General features: G+C 63.5%; 14 protein-coding genes. 4 read left to right on the forward strand and 10 right to left on the reverse strand.

Annotated elements, in window-relative coordinates; all coding sequences use genetic code 11:
• The first annotated feature begins 48 nt into the window (after positions 1-48).
• The 3 genes from V3C40_RS04560 to V3C40_RS04570 are packed head-to-tail and all read left to right on the forward strand — an operon-like array spanning position 49 to position 1,374.
• Positions 49-759: an HTH domain-containing protein gene (locus tag V3C40_RS04560; protein WP_331776673.1), complete on the forward strand. Its 711-nt coding sequence runs from the start codon at positions 49-51 to the stop codon at positions 757-759.
• Between the two features lies 1 nt (position 760).
• Positions 761-1,018 (forward strand): hypothetical protein, encoded by a 258-nt coding sequence (locus V3C40_RS04565; RefSeq protein WP_331776674.1) that lies wholly within the window; start codon positions 761-763, stop codon positions 1,016-1,018.
• Complete coding sequence (locus V3C40_RS04570) at positions 1,009-1,374, forward strand: hypothetical protein (protein WP_331776675.1); 366 nt, start codon at positions 1,009-1,011, stop codon at positions 1,372-1,374. The genes V3C40_RS04565 and V3C40_RS04570 overlap by 10 nt, the downstream gene beginning before the upstream one ends.
• Positions 1,375-1,408: 34 nt before the next feature.
• Here the strand turns inward: V3C40_RS04570 and V3C40_RS04575 are convergent, their stop codons facing one another.
• The 3 genes from V3C40_RS04575 to V3C40_RS04585 all read right to left on the reverse strand — a co-directional run bounded on the left by V3C40_RS04575 (position 1,409) and on the right by V3C40_RS04585 (position 2,544).
• Positions 1,409-1,657, reverse strand: a complete 249-nt coding sequence (locus V3C40_RS04575) for a hypothetical protein (RefSeq protein ID WP_139143300.1) — start codon at positions 1,655-1,657, stop codon at positions 1,409-1,411.
• Positions 1,658-1,846: 189 nt separating this feature from the next.
• Positions 1,847-2,314 carry a MepB family protein gene (locus V3C40_RS04580; protein WP_331776676.1) on the reverse strand — a complete coding sequence of 156 codons (468 nt, stop codon included), beginning with the start codon at positions 2,312-2,314 and terminating at the stop codon, positions 1,847-1,849.
• Positions 2,311-2,544, reverse strand: coding sequence for a hypothetical protein (locus V3C40_RS04585; RefSeq protein WP_034748420.1), 234 nt, complete (start codon positions 2,542-2,544; stop codon positions 2,311-2,313). The genes V3C40_RS04580 and V3C40_RS04585 overlap by 4 nt, the downstream gene beginning before the upstream one ends.
• A gap of 96 nt (positions 2,545-2,640) precedes the next feature.
• Here V3C40_RS04585 and V3C40_RS04590 point away from each other — a divergent pair, with 96 nt between their 5' ends.
• On the forward strand, positions 2,641-3,003 hold the full coding sequence (locus V3C40_RS04590) for a TfoX/Sxy family protein (protein WP_046685185.1): 363 nt from the start codon (positions 2,641-2,643) through the stop codon (positions 3,001-3,003).
• Here V3C40_RS04590 and V3C40_RS04595 read toward each other — a convergent pair.
• From V3C40_RS04595 to V3C40_RS04625, 7 genes are all read right to left on the reverse strand, one after another.
• Entirely contained in the window at positions 2,992-3,996 is a 1,005-nt protein-coding gene (locus tag V3C40_RS04595; protein WP_331776677.1) for a 2-hydroxyacid dehydrogenase, read from the reverse strand. The genes V3C40_RS04590 and V3C40_RS04595 overlap by 12 nt on opposite strands.
• Before the next feature lie 87 nt (positions 3,997-4,083).
• Positions 4,084-5,277 carry a hypothetical protein gene (locus tag V3C40_RS04600; protein ID WP_331776678.1) on the reverse strand — a complete coding sequence of 398 codons (1,194 nt, stop codon included), beginning with the start codon at positions 5,275-5,277 and terminating at the stop codon, positions 4,084-4,086.
• 46 nt (positions 5,278-5,323) lie between these two features.
• The gene (locus tag V3C40_RS04605; RefSeq protein ID WP_331776679.1) at positions 5,324-6,514 is read right to left on the reverse strand and encodes a hypothetical protein; all 1,191 of its coding nucleotides are present in this window, start codon (positions 6,512-6,514) and stop codon (positions 5,324-5,326) included.
• A 2-nt stretch (positions 6,515-6,516) separates the two neighbouring features.
• Entirely contained in the window at positions 6,517-8,091 is a 1,575-nt protein-coding gene (locus V3C40_RS04610; protein WP_331776680.1) for an MBOAT family O-acyltransferase, read from the reverse strand.
• Entirely contained in the window at positions 8,081-9,154 is a 1,074-nt protein-coding gene (locus V3C40_RS04615) for a glycosyltransferase family 4 protein (protein WP_331776681.1), read from the reverse strand. The genes V3C40_RS04610 and V3C40_RS04615 overlap by 11 nt, the downstream gene beginning before the upstream one ends.
• Before the next feature lie 2 nt (positions 9,155-9,156).
• Positions 9,157-10,629, reverse strand: a complete 1,473-nt coding sequence (locus V3C40_RS04620; RefSeq protein WP_331776682.1) for a lipopolysaccharide biosynthesis protein — start codon at positions 10,627-10,629, stop codon at positions 9,157-9,159.
• A 15-nt stretch (positions 10,630-10,644) separates the two neighbouring features.
• Entirely contained in the window at positions 10,645-12,729 is a 2,085-nt protein-coding gene (locus tag V3C40_RS04625) for a glycosyltransferase (RefSeq protein WP_331776683.1), read from the reverse strand.
• Positions 12,730-12,747: the final 18 nt, after the last annotated feature.

The following is a 12,747-nucleotide window of genomic DNA, read 5'->3' on the forward strand; positions in this document are numbered from 1 at the left end:
CAATATCAGGTTCTGGAGTAGAATTTGGTATCGCAACTGGAGGGTGTCATGGCAAAGTTGGAAGTTTCAAAGCCGGAGAAAGCGAAGAGCACGCATCGAATGGCGGTACCTGACCCGAGCAAGGCCTTGGGTGATTCGATCCGGAAAATCGGGGCGAGAGGAATCGACCTTGGCGATGGCTACGTATTGGTCAAGATACGACGCACCAAGCGGGCAGCCCAGCATGCCCGCGGGGAGGAAGTGGCGTTTGTACCGCAACAGCTGCCGGGAGTGCCTGTCGTTTCCAATGCCGACCTCCAGGAGTTGATCCAGCGATACCAGCATATACAAGCAATACAAGGTGCGGCAAGCACGGTTCCGCCAGCGAACCAGGCATTCCTTGATCAGTTTGCCCATCAGGAACTGGAAAAATACGCGAGCCTTGAAAAGAAAGGCGAACTGCTCACCTCACAGACGCTGGCCGAGCAAATGGGAGTGACGCGGCAGGCGATCAGCAAGGCGGTGACGGAGCAGCGGATGTTTTCCTTGGACAGCGCAGCCGGCAAGAAACTTTACCCTGCCTTCTTCGCCGATCCCACCCTGAACCGTCGCCAGCTCGGCAAAGTGAACAAGGAACTGGGTCACCTGGCCGGTTCCAGCAAGTGGCAGTTCTTCACCCATCCACGCATGTCGCTCAACGGCATCAGCCCGATCAATGCCTTACGGAAAGGAAAATTCGCCGACGTCATTGCCGCAGCGACAGCGTTCAGGGAGACGTGATGTGGCAGCGACCCGGCTGAAGCCGCCTCCAAAAGTGCTGGCAACGAGCGCGATGCTTCCCGTCGTCGGGCTGCCAATGCCCGGTCTGTACCGCATCTCGGGCCATGCGGCTGGCGAACCCTATTTCGGCTGCAGCGGCGAGAATCGCTTTGATGCACCCGGCTGCAAGACGGGCAATCCCGAATACAGCACCTGCTATCTGGGCCGAACTTTGATGTCGCGCTTGCCGAATCCCTGTTACATGATGCAGTGCCTGTAAAGGGCGCGTTTCCTATCGCTAAGTCCGAAATTGATCGCCGATGGGTGCATCAATTCAGTGGCAATTTGAGATTATTTGACCTGACCGGCCATTTGCTCAAGCAGATGGGCGGTCATGCGGGATTGACAGGTACATCAAGTTACACCTTGCCTCAACAATGGGCGCTGGCCGTGTATCGCAATCCGCTCCGGGTCGATGGCTTCCTGTATATGTCTCGTCATTTCACCAACGAAAAAGCCATCGTGGTATATGACCGCGCCAAAGCCAATCTCACAGCAATGGGCAAACCTATCCAACTTATCATGGCAACGGAAATGCCGAATGCCATGCGGCTGTTTAATATCGTTCCTGCTTGATATCGCCAACCGTCAGGAAAAATGAAAAACCTGCCTACTTATCGCTCAGAGCTTGCACGCGCAGAGCCAAATCGTCAATTTTTCGCTCGAGCTTTAAATTTGAAGCACCGATGAAGAACCAGATACATGCGAAGTTTACAATCGGAATCAACGCAAGAATCGTCCATTTTGTTACATTGCGCCCCTTTTCCTTCGCCAGAAGATGTGCCGCTATTGCCATCAGTAATGACATCAATATCAATGGGAGAAATGAAACAAGAATATTGGGGCCGCTATTTTCCATGGGTTAAATCCTATTTAAATTTACAAATATGATAATACCTTATCTTGTCACTGACAACAGCCAGCTTATAGCCGATGGTCGGAACGTCGCAGTATAAGTGGAAGTTGTCATTATGGAAATAAATAGATTTTATAATGCGTTCTAACTCAGTACTAAAGGCACAGATAAATTCAAGGAAAAAGAGAATAGTCACTCCCCGAACAGCTGTTCCAGCCTGTGCTGATTCCCCGCCGCCACAAACCACTCCTCCTGCCACCGCTGCGTGCGCAGCGCCTGCGCGGACTCAGGCGCACACCACGGCGGATACACGCGCAGCGCGCGCTTGCCTCCGGCTCCGGCGCGCGACATCACGCCCCGTTCCAGCAGTACCTTGCGCGGAAAAATGAAGAAACCGTGCCGCGCGCCATCGTCGTTGGCCACGGCGATGATGACGATGTCGACGGGGTCCGCGTCGTCGAGCGGGGCGATCTCGGCGTCGGGATGGGGGCGCTTCCAGACGGTGACGAACTGGCCGGTTTTCGTCGGGGTGGTTTTGGCCACGCGCAGGACCAGTCGCTTGCCGTCCAGTTCGGCGCGGCAGGCGCCGTAGTCCGCGCTTTCCGCTTCCGGCACGGGCGCTTGCGGCAAGCCCAGGAAGGCCCAGGGACTGGCCTTCATTGCGCGCTGAACTCGGCTGCGGCCTTGGCCGCCCACAGCGCTTCGGCGTGGCTGGCGAACGGGCTGTCGTAGCCGTCGACTGTGCCATCCTCGTCGACAAAATACAGCCACCAGCCGTCGTCCTGCTCGCGGATGGCCGTGTGGCCTGGTGCGCAATGGGTGTCGATGGACTGGCCGGCCGTCAGGGTGGTGATGGTGATGCCGCGGTGAATGATATGCTGGGGTGTCATGGGGTGAAATCGTGCAAGAAAATCAATGGCCATAGTGTAGCCGCGCCCGACCATCCTGGCCAGTGCGTTACACTGATCACTCACACGGAGGACGAAATGGCATCACAGCAAGGCACGGTGGATTTTTTGCTCGACCAGATGGCGGGCGCGGGCAGCATCAGCGCGAAAAAGATGTTTGGCGAGTACGGCTTGTATTGCGACGGCAAGATGTTCGCCGTCGTCGCAGACGACCAGCTGTTCATCAAGCCGACGGACGCGGGCCGCGCCTGGATCAGCGCGCAAGGCACGTTGCAGGAAGCACCGCCCTATCCGCAAGCCAAGCCGTACTTCCTCATCGATGGCGGGCTGTGGGATGAGCGCGACTGGCTAAGCCAGCTGGCGCGGCGCACGGCGGACGCCTTGCCGCTGCCAAAACCCAAGCCGCCGCCCAAGCCTAAAAAACAGGCGTCAGCCAGCTAGTACGCTGTTCTCGCATTGCTTGCCCTGGCGGAAGCATTGCAGGTTGTGATACGTGATGGCGGCGATTTCGCGCAGCGCTTCGCTGGTGAAAAAGCCCTGGTGGCCCGTCACCAGCACGTTCGGGAACGTCATCAGGCGCTGGAAGACGTCGTCGTCGATGATGTCGGACGAGCGGTCCTGGAAGAACAGATTGCTTTCCTGCTCGTACACATCGATGGCCAGAGAGCCCAGCTGGCGCGATTTCAATGCCTCGATGACGGCGCCCGTGTCGATCAGGCCGCCGCGCGAGGTGTTCACCAGCATGGCGCCCTTCTTCATCAGCGGCAAGGTTTCTTCGCTGATCATGTGGCGCGTGCTTTCCATCAATGGGCAATGCAGCGAGACGATGTCGGACTCGGCCAGCAGCTGTGGCAGTTCCACCATCGTGCCCAGCTGCGTGAACGCGGGCGCCGGATACGGGTCGTGGCCCAGCACCGTGCAGCCGAAACCCTTGAAGATGCGCGCCGTGGCCAGGCCGATCTTGCCCGTGCCGACGATGCCCACCGTCTTGCCGAACAAAGTGGCGCCCAGCAAGCCGTCGAGCGAGAAATTGCCTTCGCGCACGCGGGCATAGGCGCGGTGCGTGTGGCGGTTCAGGGTTTGCACGAGGGCCAAGGTGTATTCAGCCACAGCTTCCGGCGAGTAGGCAGGCACGCGGGCGACGAACAGGCCCAGGCGCTTGGCCGCTTCCAGGTCGAGGTTGTTGTAGCCGGCGCAGCGCAGCAGGATGGCGCGCACGCCGTAGCCGTGCAGGGCTTCGAGCACGGGCGCGTCGAGCACGTCGTTGACGAAGACGCAGACGGCGTCCGCGCCTTGCGCCAGAACCACGGTTTCCTGGCTCAGCAAGGCGCTGTGGTAGACCAGTTCGATGCCGGCGGAATCGGGTTGGGACGGCAAGGCTTCATCGAAGAAACGGCGGTCGTAGGGCTGGCTGGCAAAGAAGGCGATTTTCATGGGGCGTCCTGGAACTTGCTGGATGGCAAAACACCATCATAGCGCAAGCGCCCTGCCCCACTGTGTACGCCTGGCTTGCCTGGCCGCCTATTTGGGTTCGCGGGGCAAGGTCAGCACGTGGCGCAAATACGCCGTTTCCTCGGCGTGCTGCGCATGATAGCGCTCGCGCGCGGCGCGCATGGCCGCCTGGTGCGCCGCGATGCCCCTTTCCGTCAGCTCGACGCCGAAGTCCGCCGGCGGCTGCTCGGGGCCGCCGAACAGGCGCGCCAGGATGAAGCGGCCCACATTGTCGCGGTAGTGCGACGCTTCCCAGTAATAACGCATCGCGCGCGCGCCCGTCACCTGCGGGATAGGCTCGCTGGTGATGCTGTTGAAGCCGGAAAAATCAACCAGGAGCACGTCGCAACCCAGGCGCCGGTAGCGTCCGGCCATCTGCGCCAGGTCGCGCTGCCAGGCTTCCATGGCGTCCCACTTGCCGCGCCAGTACAGGGCGTCGAGCGTGAGCGCGTGCGTGGGATTGATGTACAGGCGCAAGCGCGTGCCGCCACGGCACAGCTTGCCGACGCTGGCATCGAAGGCTTGCAGCGCGGGTGCGGTCGGGCCCAGGCCGTCGCCGAATTCCTGCAGGCGCGGCTTGAAGGCGCGCGCCGTGCCGACCCAGACGCGGTTGCGACTGGTGAGGCAGGACTCGTCGCGCTGGCCGTACAGGGCCAGGCTCGACAGACAGACGCCGTCATAGGTGCCGCTGAGGATGCGCCAGCTGTCCTGGGTCATGTCGACAGTCAGGCCACGCTTGATGTTGAGCAAGGCGCGCCGCGCGAAAAACGCGGGAGCGGGATCCGTCAAGCCCGGCTCCACGCCAGCCGAGCCCAGTTCCAGCGAGAACGAGGGGGCATCGATGCCCCACACCATGGTGTCGACATGGCTGACCGTGGCCGCGTGTTCTGCCAGGCGGATGGCCTCGCCGATCGAAGCGCCCGAGACCGCGCTGTTGAACACGCTCTTGCCATCGAACAAAGTACGCATGCTGCTCGTAGGCAAACCCATTTCCGTGCGCGAATTGCCGATGTAGACGATGGCGGGCCGGTAGCGCGCCACCGCATATGTCTTGCTCCACACGCTGAGTTTTTCGGTCGTCGGCCGCAAGCGCTGCAGCAGCGGGCTGTCCCACTGGTGCAGCAAGTAGGGATCGACGTGGTAATTGACGGCGGAAACGAGGGCCAGCGCGGCCAGCGCGCAGGCAAGGAAGGTGGCGAGGTAGCGGCGGGCGTTGGTATCCATGGTCGGCATTGGAAGTGGAGAAATGGCGTATATGTGGGGCTTTGCATCAACGCCGGATCAGCGGCCCGTCCAGCACCCGCTCCGTATAGGCCGCCTCGCGCGCATGTTCCAGGCGATAGCGGTCGCGCGCGGCGCGCGTGGCCGCATGGTGGGCGTCGACGTTGGCCTGCGTCAGCTCCACGCCGAAATCGGCCGGCGGCGGCGTGTCGCCGCCAAACAGGCGCGCCAGGATCAAACGGCCCACATTGTCCCGGTAATGCGACACTTCCCAGTAATAATGCATGTCGGGCTTGCCGCTGACGAGCGGGGTCGGTTCCGTCGTGATGCTGTTAAAGCCGGAAAAATCAACCAGGCGCACGTCGCAGCCCTGCTGGCGGTGGCGCTCGGTGATCTGCACCAGGCCGCGCTGCCAGGCCTGCATGGCATCCCACTTGCCGCGCCAGTGCAGCGCGTACAGGGTCAGCGCGTGCGTGGGGTTGATGTACATGCGCAGACGCACGCCACTACTGCACAGCTTGTCTATGCTGGCATCGAACGCGGGTATCGAGGGCGGCGTCGGCCCCTGGCCATCGCCAAATTCCTGCAGCCGCACGGGTATGGCGTCCTTGGTTCCCAGCCAATGCCGTATGCCTTTCAGGGTGCAGGTCTCGTCGCGCTGCCCATACCGGGCCAGGTTGGAGCGGCAGACATCGCCCGCATTGCCGGTGAGGATGCGCACGCTGTCCTCCGTCATGTCCAGGGTCAGGCCGCGCTTCAGGTTGACGAGGGCGCGCTGGGCGAAAAAGCCGTGCCGGGCGCCCGTCAGGCTGTCTTCCACCCGCGCCGCACCCATGTCCAGGGAAAACGTGGGCGCGTCGATGCCCCACACCATGGTCTCGACGCGGCTGACCCTGGCCGCATGCTCGGCCAGGCGGATGGCGTCGCCGATCGAGGCGCCGGACACAGCGCTGTTGAAGATGCTCTTGCCGTCGAACAAGGCGCGCACGCCCGTCGGCAAGCCCAGTTCCGTGCGCGAATTGCCGATGTAGATGATGGCCGGCCGGTAGCGCGCTACGGCATAGGTCTTGGCCCAGGCGCCGAGCTTTTCATTCAACTGGCGCGGGCGCTGCACCAGAGGACTGTCCCACTGGTGCAGCAAATAGGGGTCGACCTGGTAGTTCAGAAACGAGATGCCGCCCAGCACCAGGAATACACAGGCGAGGAAGCAGACAAGATAGCGGCGGCCGGCGGTGTCCATGGTCAGAACTGGAAGTAAAGAAATTCGGTGACCCGGTTCATGCCGAAGATGCAGGCAACGAACAGCGCGGCCAAGCCCACGCTCCAGCGCGAGGTGGGCCGCCAGCTGAAGGACCAGCGCCCTGCGGGCTGAAAGATTCTTTCAATCGCAGGCTCATAGAGAAAGAATATTTCTTGCGTATTGGGCGCCTTGAAGGCCAGCAGCATCGCCGCCAGCAGCACGGGCAAGCCTGGCCCTGCCAGTTCGATCCAGCGGATGCCATCGAACGCGGGATGCAGGCCCCACTGCGCCAGGCTGGACGCCTGGCTGGCCAGGCCGCGCGGCAGGCTTACGCCGTTCGCCCCCACCAGCGCGCCGGCGATATCCCAGCCTGTGGCTACGTCGGGCGCGCGGAAGAAGACCCAGGCCAGCATGACGGCAAGAAAGGTCAGGACGCCGGGCCACCAGCGCAGCCAGCAGTAGCCCGGCGCCGCGCCAAACACCCGCTGCCACGCCTGCTGCAGCACCAGGTACAGGCCGTGCAAGCCGCCCCAGATGACAAACGTCCAGCCGGCGCCATGCCACAGGCCGCCCAGCAGCATGGTCAGCATCAGGTTGCGGTAGCGCATCGCTTCGCCGCGCCGGCTGCCGCCCAGCGGGATATATAAATAGTCGCGCAGGAAACGCGACAAGGTCATGTGCCAGCGGCGCCAGAAGTCGGCGATATTGGCCGCCTTGTACGGCGAATTGAAGTTCAGCGGCAATTTCACGCCGAACAGGCGCGACAGGCCGATGGCCATGTCGGAATAGCCGGAAAAGTCGAAATACAGCTGGAACGTGTAGGCCAGCACGCCGATCCACGCTTCGATCAGGGTCGGCTCGGCGCCTGCCGCGAAGATGGGGATGGCCAGCGGCGACAGGTTGTCGGCGATCAGCACCTTTTTTGCCAGGCCTATCGTGAAAATCGACAGGCCGATGGCAAAATTGGCGGCGCGCGGATGGGCATTGGCCGGGTCGGCGAACTGCGGCATCATGTCGCGGTGATGCAGCACGGGACCGGCGATCAGGTGGGGGAAATAGCTGACGAACAGCACGTAATGGATGAAACGGTATTCACGCACCTCGCCCCGGTAGCAATCGACGAGGAAGGCGATCTGCGTGAAGGTAAAGAACGAGATGCCGATCGGCAGGATGATGTCGAGGCCATGCCATGGCAGGCTGTCAGCGCCAGCACCAGCGGTCACGGCGATGGCATTGACGCTGTCGATGAAGAAATTCGCATACTTGTAGTAGGCGAGTAGCCCCAGATTCAGCACCAGCGCCACGACCAGCGCCCGCTTGCGGGCCGCTCCCGCGCGCGCGCCGATCAGCCGCCCCGCGCCGTAATTGACGCAGATCGACGCCAGCAGCAGCGGCAGGTAACGCACGTCCCACCAGGCATAGAAAAACAGCGAGGCAAGCGCCAGCCACGTCGCGGGGGCCAGGCGGCGCCAGCTGGCGGATGTGCCGGCGGCCGGCGCCAGGCGGTCCAGCAAAAAATAGCCGGCCAGCACAATGGGCAGATAGCCGAACAGGAAGGCGAAGGAATTAAACAGCATGTTGCCTCCTGGCAGGCAGCGACTGCGCCTGGTAGTAACAATCGGCAATCTGGGCAGCCACCCGCTCCCACGTAAAACGTTCCACGAGGGCTTGCACGCGCGAGCGCTCGGGCGGCAGCGCCAGCAGTTCGAGGATGGCCTGGCGCTGCGCGGCGCCGTCGTCCCAGCGCACCTTGCGCAGTGCAAACGCGGAATCGGGCAAGTCCAGCGCGCTTTGCGCCGTCATGACGACGGGCGTGCCGGCCGCCAGCGCTTCGAGCACGCTCAGGGGAAACACCTCGCCCTGGCTGGGCAAGGCCGCCACGGCCGCCGCGTGATAGGCGCTGGCCAGCAGCGGGTCGGCGTGGTCGAGCGCGCCCAGCCAGCTGACGTGCGGCAAGTCCAGCAGCAGTTGCAGATATGCCTGCTGTTCGCGCGGCGCGGCGCCGATCAGCACCAGGGGCAAGCCGGCGCCCGCCAGCGCCTGGGCCAGTCCCAGCTGGTTTTTATACGGTGAAATACTGCCCACCATCAGCACGAACGGCCCGGCGATACCCGTTTCGCGCAGGAACAGGTCGCCATTGGCCGTGAAGAAATGCGGGTTGATTCCGTTGGGCAAGACGCGGATGGCGTCGGGTCCCATGCCGAAACCTTGCACGATGGCGTCACGCTCGGCCTCGCCCAGCGCGATCACCACGTCGGCCAGTTGCAGGGCGCGCCGGGTTTGCGCATAGCTCGTTTGCACCATCCATTCCGTCAGGCGCCCCGCCAGCCGGTCGGCGAGCCGCGCGCGCCAGGCGCTGGCACGGTTCCAGCTGGGCGCCAGCAGCGGCGACAGCACCACGGGCACGCCTTGCTCGCTGGCCATTTCCATGATGCGGTAGGTGCCATTACTCGCCGAAAACACGTGCAGCACGTCGAAATCGGCCAGCCGCTGGTGATTGGCGTCGACCAGTTGCACCTCCAGAGGCCGCGCCGGCTGCTGGGGCAGCCGGTTTAGCGCGGCAATGGTTTCGCGTACCTGGATCTGCAAGCCGCCGTCGCGCTGGAACAGCATCGGATAGGACAAGATACCGACACGCATGGTCATCCTTTCGTGCATTTGACTGCCAGCCATCGGCCAGCGAGCTTGCGTTGCAACAACAGAAACTCGCCAGCGAGTTCATGTTTCAACAGGAACAGACCGGCCAGCCAGCACAGCAAGGTAGCCAGCGCCGTGCCCATCAGCGCCAGCAGCGCCGGGGTGTCCGTTGGCAGCCACAGCAGCGAAGCGACGGGCGCAACGGCGCTGACACCGCAGAGCAGCGAACTCTTGCGCACTGCCCGCGCCAGGATGCGCCAGTCGAGTGCGCTCAAGCGCCGCAGGCAGTTGTAGTTCAGCCAGCTGCGCAGCACATTGCTGAGCACCACGGCCCAGGCCACGGCCACCAGACCGAACGGCGCTGCGGCCAGCAGCAGCGCTACTTTGATGACGCCGGCGCAGGCATCGAGCCGCACCTGCGCATGCAGCTGGCCCGTCGCCACGAACAGGTAGCGGGCCATGCTGAACATGCTATACACGGCCGAGGACAGGCACATGATGCGTATCAAGGGCACACAGCCTAACCATTGCGTGCCATACAACACCTTGACCAAGGGCAAAGCCATGCAGGAGAGAAAGAGAAAAAACGGCCATGCCAGCGCCGTCATGTAACTGATCGTGCGCAGATACACGAGCTCCGCCCCGCCCTGCCCCCCTTCCCCCCTTGCGCGGGCCGCGAACAGGGGAAACACGACGGGAGAAATCGCGCTGGTGATGGCCTGGTTAAAGATATTCAGTACGCTTTGCGCCTTGCCGAACAGGGCCAGGCTTTCAATGCCGATCAACTTGCCGATGATCAGGTCCGGCGCCGCCACGCCCGCCTCGTCGACGAGGCCGCCCCCCGTCGCATACGCGCCAAAGCGGGCGATATCGCCCATGCCGCGCCGTCCCGGCAACCATGGTAACTCTGCAGGCCGCACCAGCAGGCTCACCAGCAGCGACGCGCAGGAACCGGCCAGCGCCGCCCACACCATGCTCATGTAGCTGTAGCCCTGCATCGCCAGCAGCACGGCCACCAGCAGGTTGACGACGCTATTGGCCGCATTGATGGCATAGATGGCGCGAAAGCGCAGTTGCCGGCGCAACATCGGTAACGTCAAGGCGCTGAACGGTATCAACAGGAAATTGATCGCCAGCAAGCGCAGCACGAGGGTCAGCCGGGGTTCGCCATAGAACTGCGCGAGCGGCGCGCTGGCCAGCAGCACCAACCCTGCCAGCAGCCAGGCGACGAGCAGGCTGGTGGCCAGCGCGGCCCGCAATTTCACCGTATCGAGCTGTTTTTCCTGGATCAGGTATTGCCCCACGCCAAAGTCGCGCACCACTTGCGCCAGCGCCACCAGCACGGCGCCCAGCGAATACACGCCCACTTCGGCCGGCGTCAGCAAACGCGACAGCACCATGGTGGCGACGATGCCCAGCAGAAGCACCGTGTATTTTTCGGCGAACGAGAAGAAAAACGAGTGGCGGGTGGCGCTCATGCGGGCTGCCCGCGCCTACACGAGGCCGGCGTAAAACGCGCGCAGCTGGCGTTCCAGGCGCGGCATCGAATAGCGCTGCACGGTTTCTTCGCGCGCCAGCCGTCCCATGCGGGCGCGCCGGGGCGCGTCCATCAGCAGTTGCGCCACGGCAGCGCAGGCGGCGTGCTCGTCCTCGAGCGGCAGCAGCAGCCCGCCTTCGCTATCATGCAGGATATCGTGGGTGCCCGGCACGTCCGTCCCCACGGCCGGCACGCCGCAAGCCATGGCCTCGATCGTGGCGATGCCGAAGCCTTCGTTTTTACTGAGGAGCACATGCAGGTCGAAGGCCGGCATCAGCAACTCGACACGCTGCTGGAAGCCGGCAAACACGATCCTGTCCTGCAAGCCCGATTGCTGCGCCTGCAGCCGCAGCATGGCTTCCAGCGGCCCCGTGCCCACCAGCACTAAATATAGATTGGGAAATTGCTTGGCCAGCCTGGCGAACAGGGCCAGCAGCGCCTGCGGGCGCTTTTGCGCGGAGAGCCGGGCCACGCAGCCGAGCACGAGCGCGTCCGGCGGCAGCCCCAGCTGCTTGCGCGCCAGTATCCGCCGTTCGGGCGAGGCGATAAAAGTATCCGTATCGACACCGTTGGGAATGACGGCCAGCCGCGTTTCCGGATTCAGCATGCCGCGATACAGCGCGAGAAAATGCCACATGGCCGACGGCGACACGGCATACACGCCTTTGACGGTGCGGAACGCTTCCTGCAGCCGCGGCCGCTGCCAGTCGCTGAACGCTTCCAGCGGAAAGGCATTGTGCACGCTGATCACGGCAGGCAAGCGGCATTGCCGCGCCAGCCACAGGATGGAAGCGCCATAGCTGGTCCAGCAAAACGCCACGTGGACGAGGTCGGGCCTCAGCCGCCGCAGCCGCCACGCTCCCGTGACCCTGGCGCGCAGCCAGTTCCAGCGCCGCCAGGCCCAGTGTTCGAGAAACAAGGGCGGTTCATACACACGCACCTGCAGATGCTGCGCGCGCAAACCTTGCACCCAGGCAGTAAAACCGGGAAAGCGCCGCAGGGCAAGCACGCTGTCATAGCCGCTCGCGCCCAGTACTTTCGCCTCTTGCGCCATGCGCAGCTCCATGCCGCCCAGCTCGCCCGAATAACTGCTGATGACGATGCGCGGCAAGCGTTTGCGCCGTCCGCGCCACGCTTCATGGAAAAAGCCGCGCAGCCAGGCCCGTTCCCACTGGCGCAGGAACAGGTCGGCGTGGTCGCGCCGCAGCCAGGCCCGCACGGCGCCGAGGGAGTCGCGCACGTATCTGCCCAGCATCCAGCGCGGTACGCCGAGCAACTCCACGCTTGGTGCGAATGTGGCCAGACGGCATTGGCCGCGGCCAAACAGCATGGCGCGGCGCAGTATCCAGGCGCGCTGTACTTGTTGAGCGCGGATGATGTGCGCCACTTTCGCTTGCGGACAGAACCAGGAAGGATTGCCTGCCGCATGCATCTCCAGGTTGAGCCGGGTTTCGCTGCCCATGGCGTAGTTGGCGCCTTGCGGGCCGATGCTTTCGTCATAGCGGGCGCCCGCCTCGAAGATGCGGCGGCGTATCGCCATGTTGGCGCCCCAGACCAGGCCCGGATAGATGGGCGCGTCGCGCAAATCGGGGCTGGTGATGCCCCACGTCAGGCCAACGGGGGTCAGGCGCAGCAGCCAGTCTTCCGGCTTTTCCCGCCAGGCAGGCACGATGGCGCCGCCGAACAGGGCGTAGCCGGGGTGAGCGCGCGCGCTGTCCTGCAAGCGGCACAGCCAGTCCGATGCGGGCATGGCGTCGTCATCGCCAAACACGAACAGCTCGCCGCCATCGCCGCTTGAACGCAAGGCGTGTTCGACAGCCCCGTTCAGGGCGGGACTGCGGCCGCGCCGCGCCACGTAGACGGAACGCAAGGGCAAGCGGCCGCGGAAGGCGGCGATCACCTGGGCCGTGGCGTCCGTGCTGCCATTGTCGGCGATGATCAGGCGCCAGCCGCCCACGGGGGCTCGCAACCCCATGTAGGCGCGCAATACCTGGGGCAAGGTGCCGGCGCCATTGTAGGTCGCCATGAGAACGGTCAACAAGGACATGCCTCCTTGGTC

This window comes from Janthinobacterium sp. LS2A, assembly GCF_036543145.1.
GTDB lineage: Bacteria > Pseudomonadota > Gammaproteobacteria > Burkholderiales > Burkholderiaceae_D > Janthinobacterium > Janthinobacterium aestuarii.

Coding starts and splice junctions, on each gene's coding strand:
- V3C40_RS04590 (WP_046685185.1), top strand. CDS start 2,641: ATGGCATCACAGCAAGGCACGGTGGATTTTTTGCTCGACCAGATGGCG.
- V3C40_RS04620 (WP_331776682.1), bottom strand. CDS start 10,629: ATGAGCGCCACCCGCCACTCGTTTTTCTTCTCGTTCGCCGAAAAATAC.
- V3C40_RS04575 (WP_139143300.1), bottom strand. CDS start 1,657: ATGGAAAATAGCGGCCCCAATATTCTTGTTTCATTTCTCCCATTGATA.
- V3C40_RS04585 (WP_034748420.1), bottom strand. CDS start 2,544: ATGACACCCCAGCATATCATTCACCGCGGCATCACCATCACCACCCTG.
- V3C40_RS04615 (WP_331776681.1), bottom strand. CDS start 9,154: ATGCGTGTCGGTATCTTGTCCTATCCGATGCTGTTCCAGCGCGACGGC.
- V3C40_RS04600 (WP_331776678.1), bottom strand. CDS start 5,277: ATGGATACCAACGCCCGCCGCTACCTCGCCACCTTCCTTGCCTGCGCG.
- V3C40_RS04595 (WP_331776677.1), bottom strand. CDS start 3,996: ATGAAAATCGCCTTCTTTGCCAGCCAGCCCTACGACCGCCGTTTCTTC.
- V3C40_RS04605 (WP_331776679.1), bottom strand. CDS start 6,514: ATGGACACCGCCGGCCGCCGCTATCTTGTCTGCTTCCTCGCCTGTGTA.
- V3C40_RS04580 (WP_331776676.1), bottom strand. CDS start 2,314: ATGAAGGCCAGTCCCTGGGCCTTCCTGGGCTTGCCGCAAGCGCCCGTG.
- V3C40_RS04610 (WP_331776680.1), bottom strand. CDS start 8,091: ATGCTGTTTAATTCCTTCGCCTTCCTGTTCGGCTATCTGCCCATTGTG.
- V3C40_RS04560 (WP_331776673.1), top strand. CDS start 49: ATGGCAAAGTTGGAAGTTTCAAAGCCGGAGAAAGCGAAGAGCACGCAT.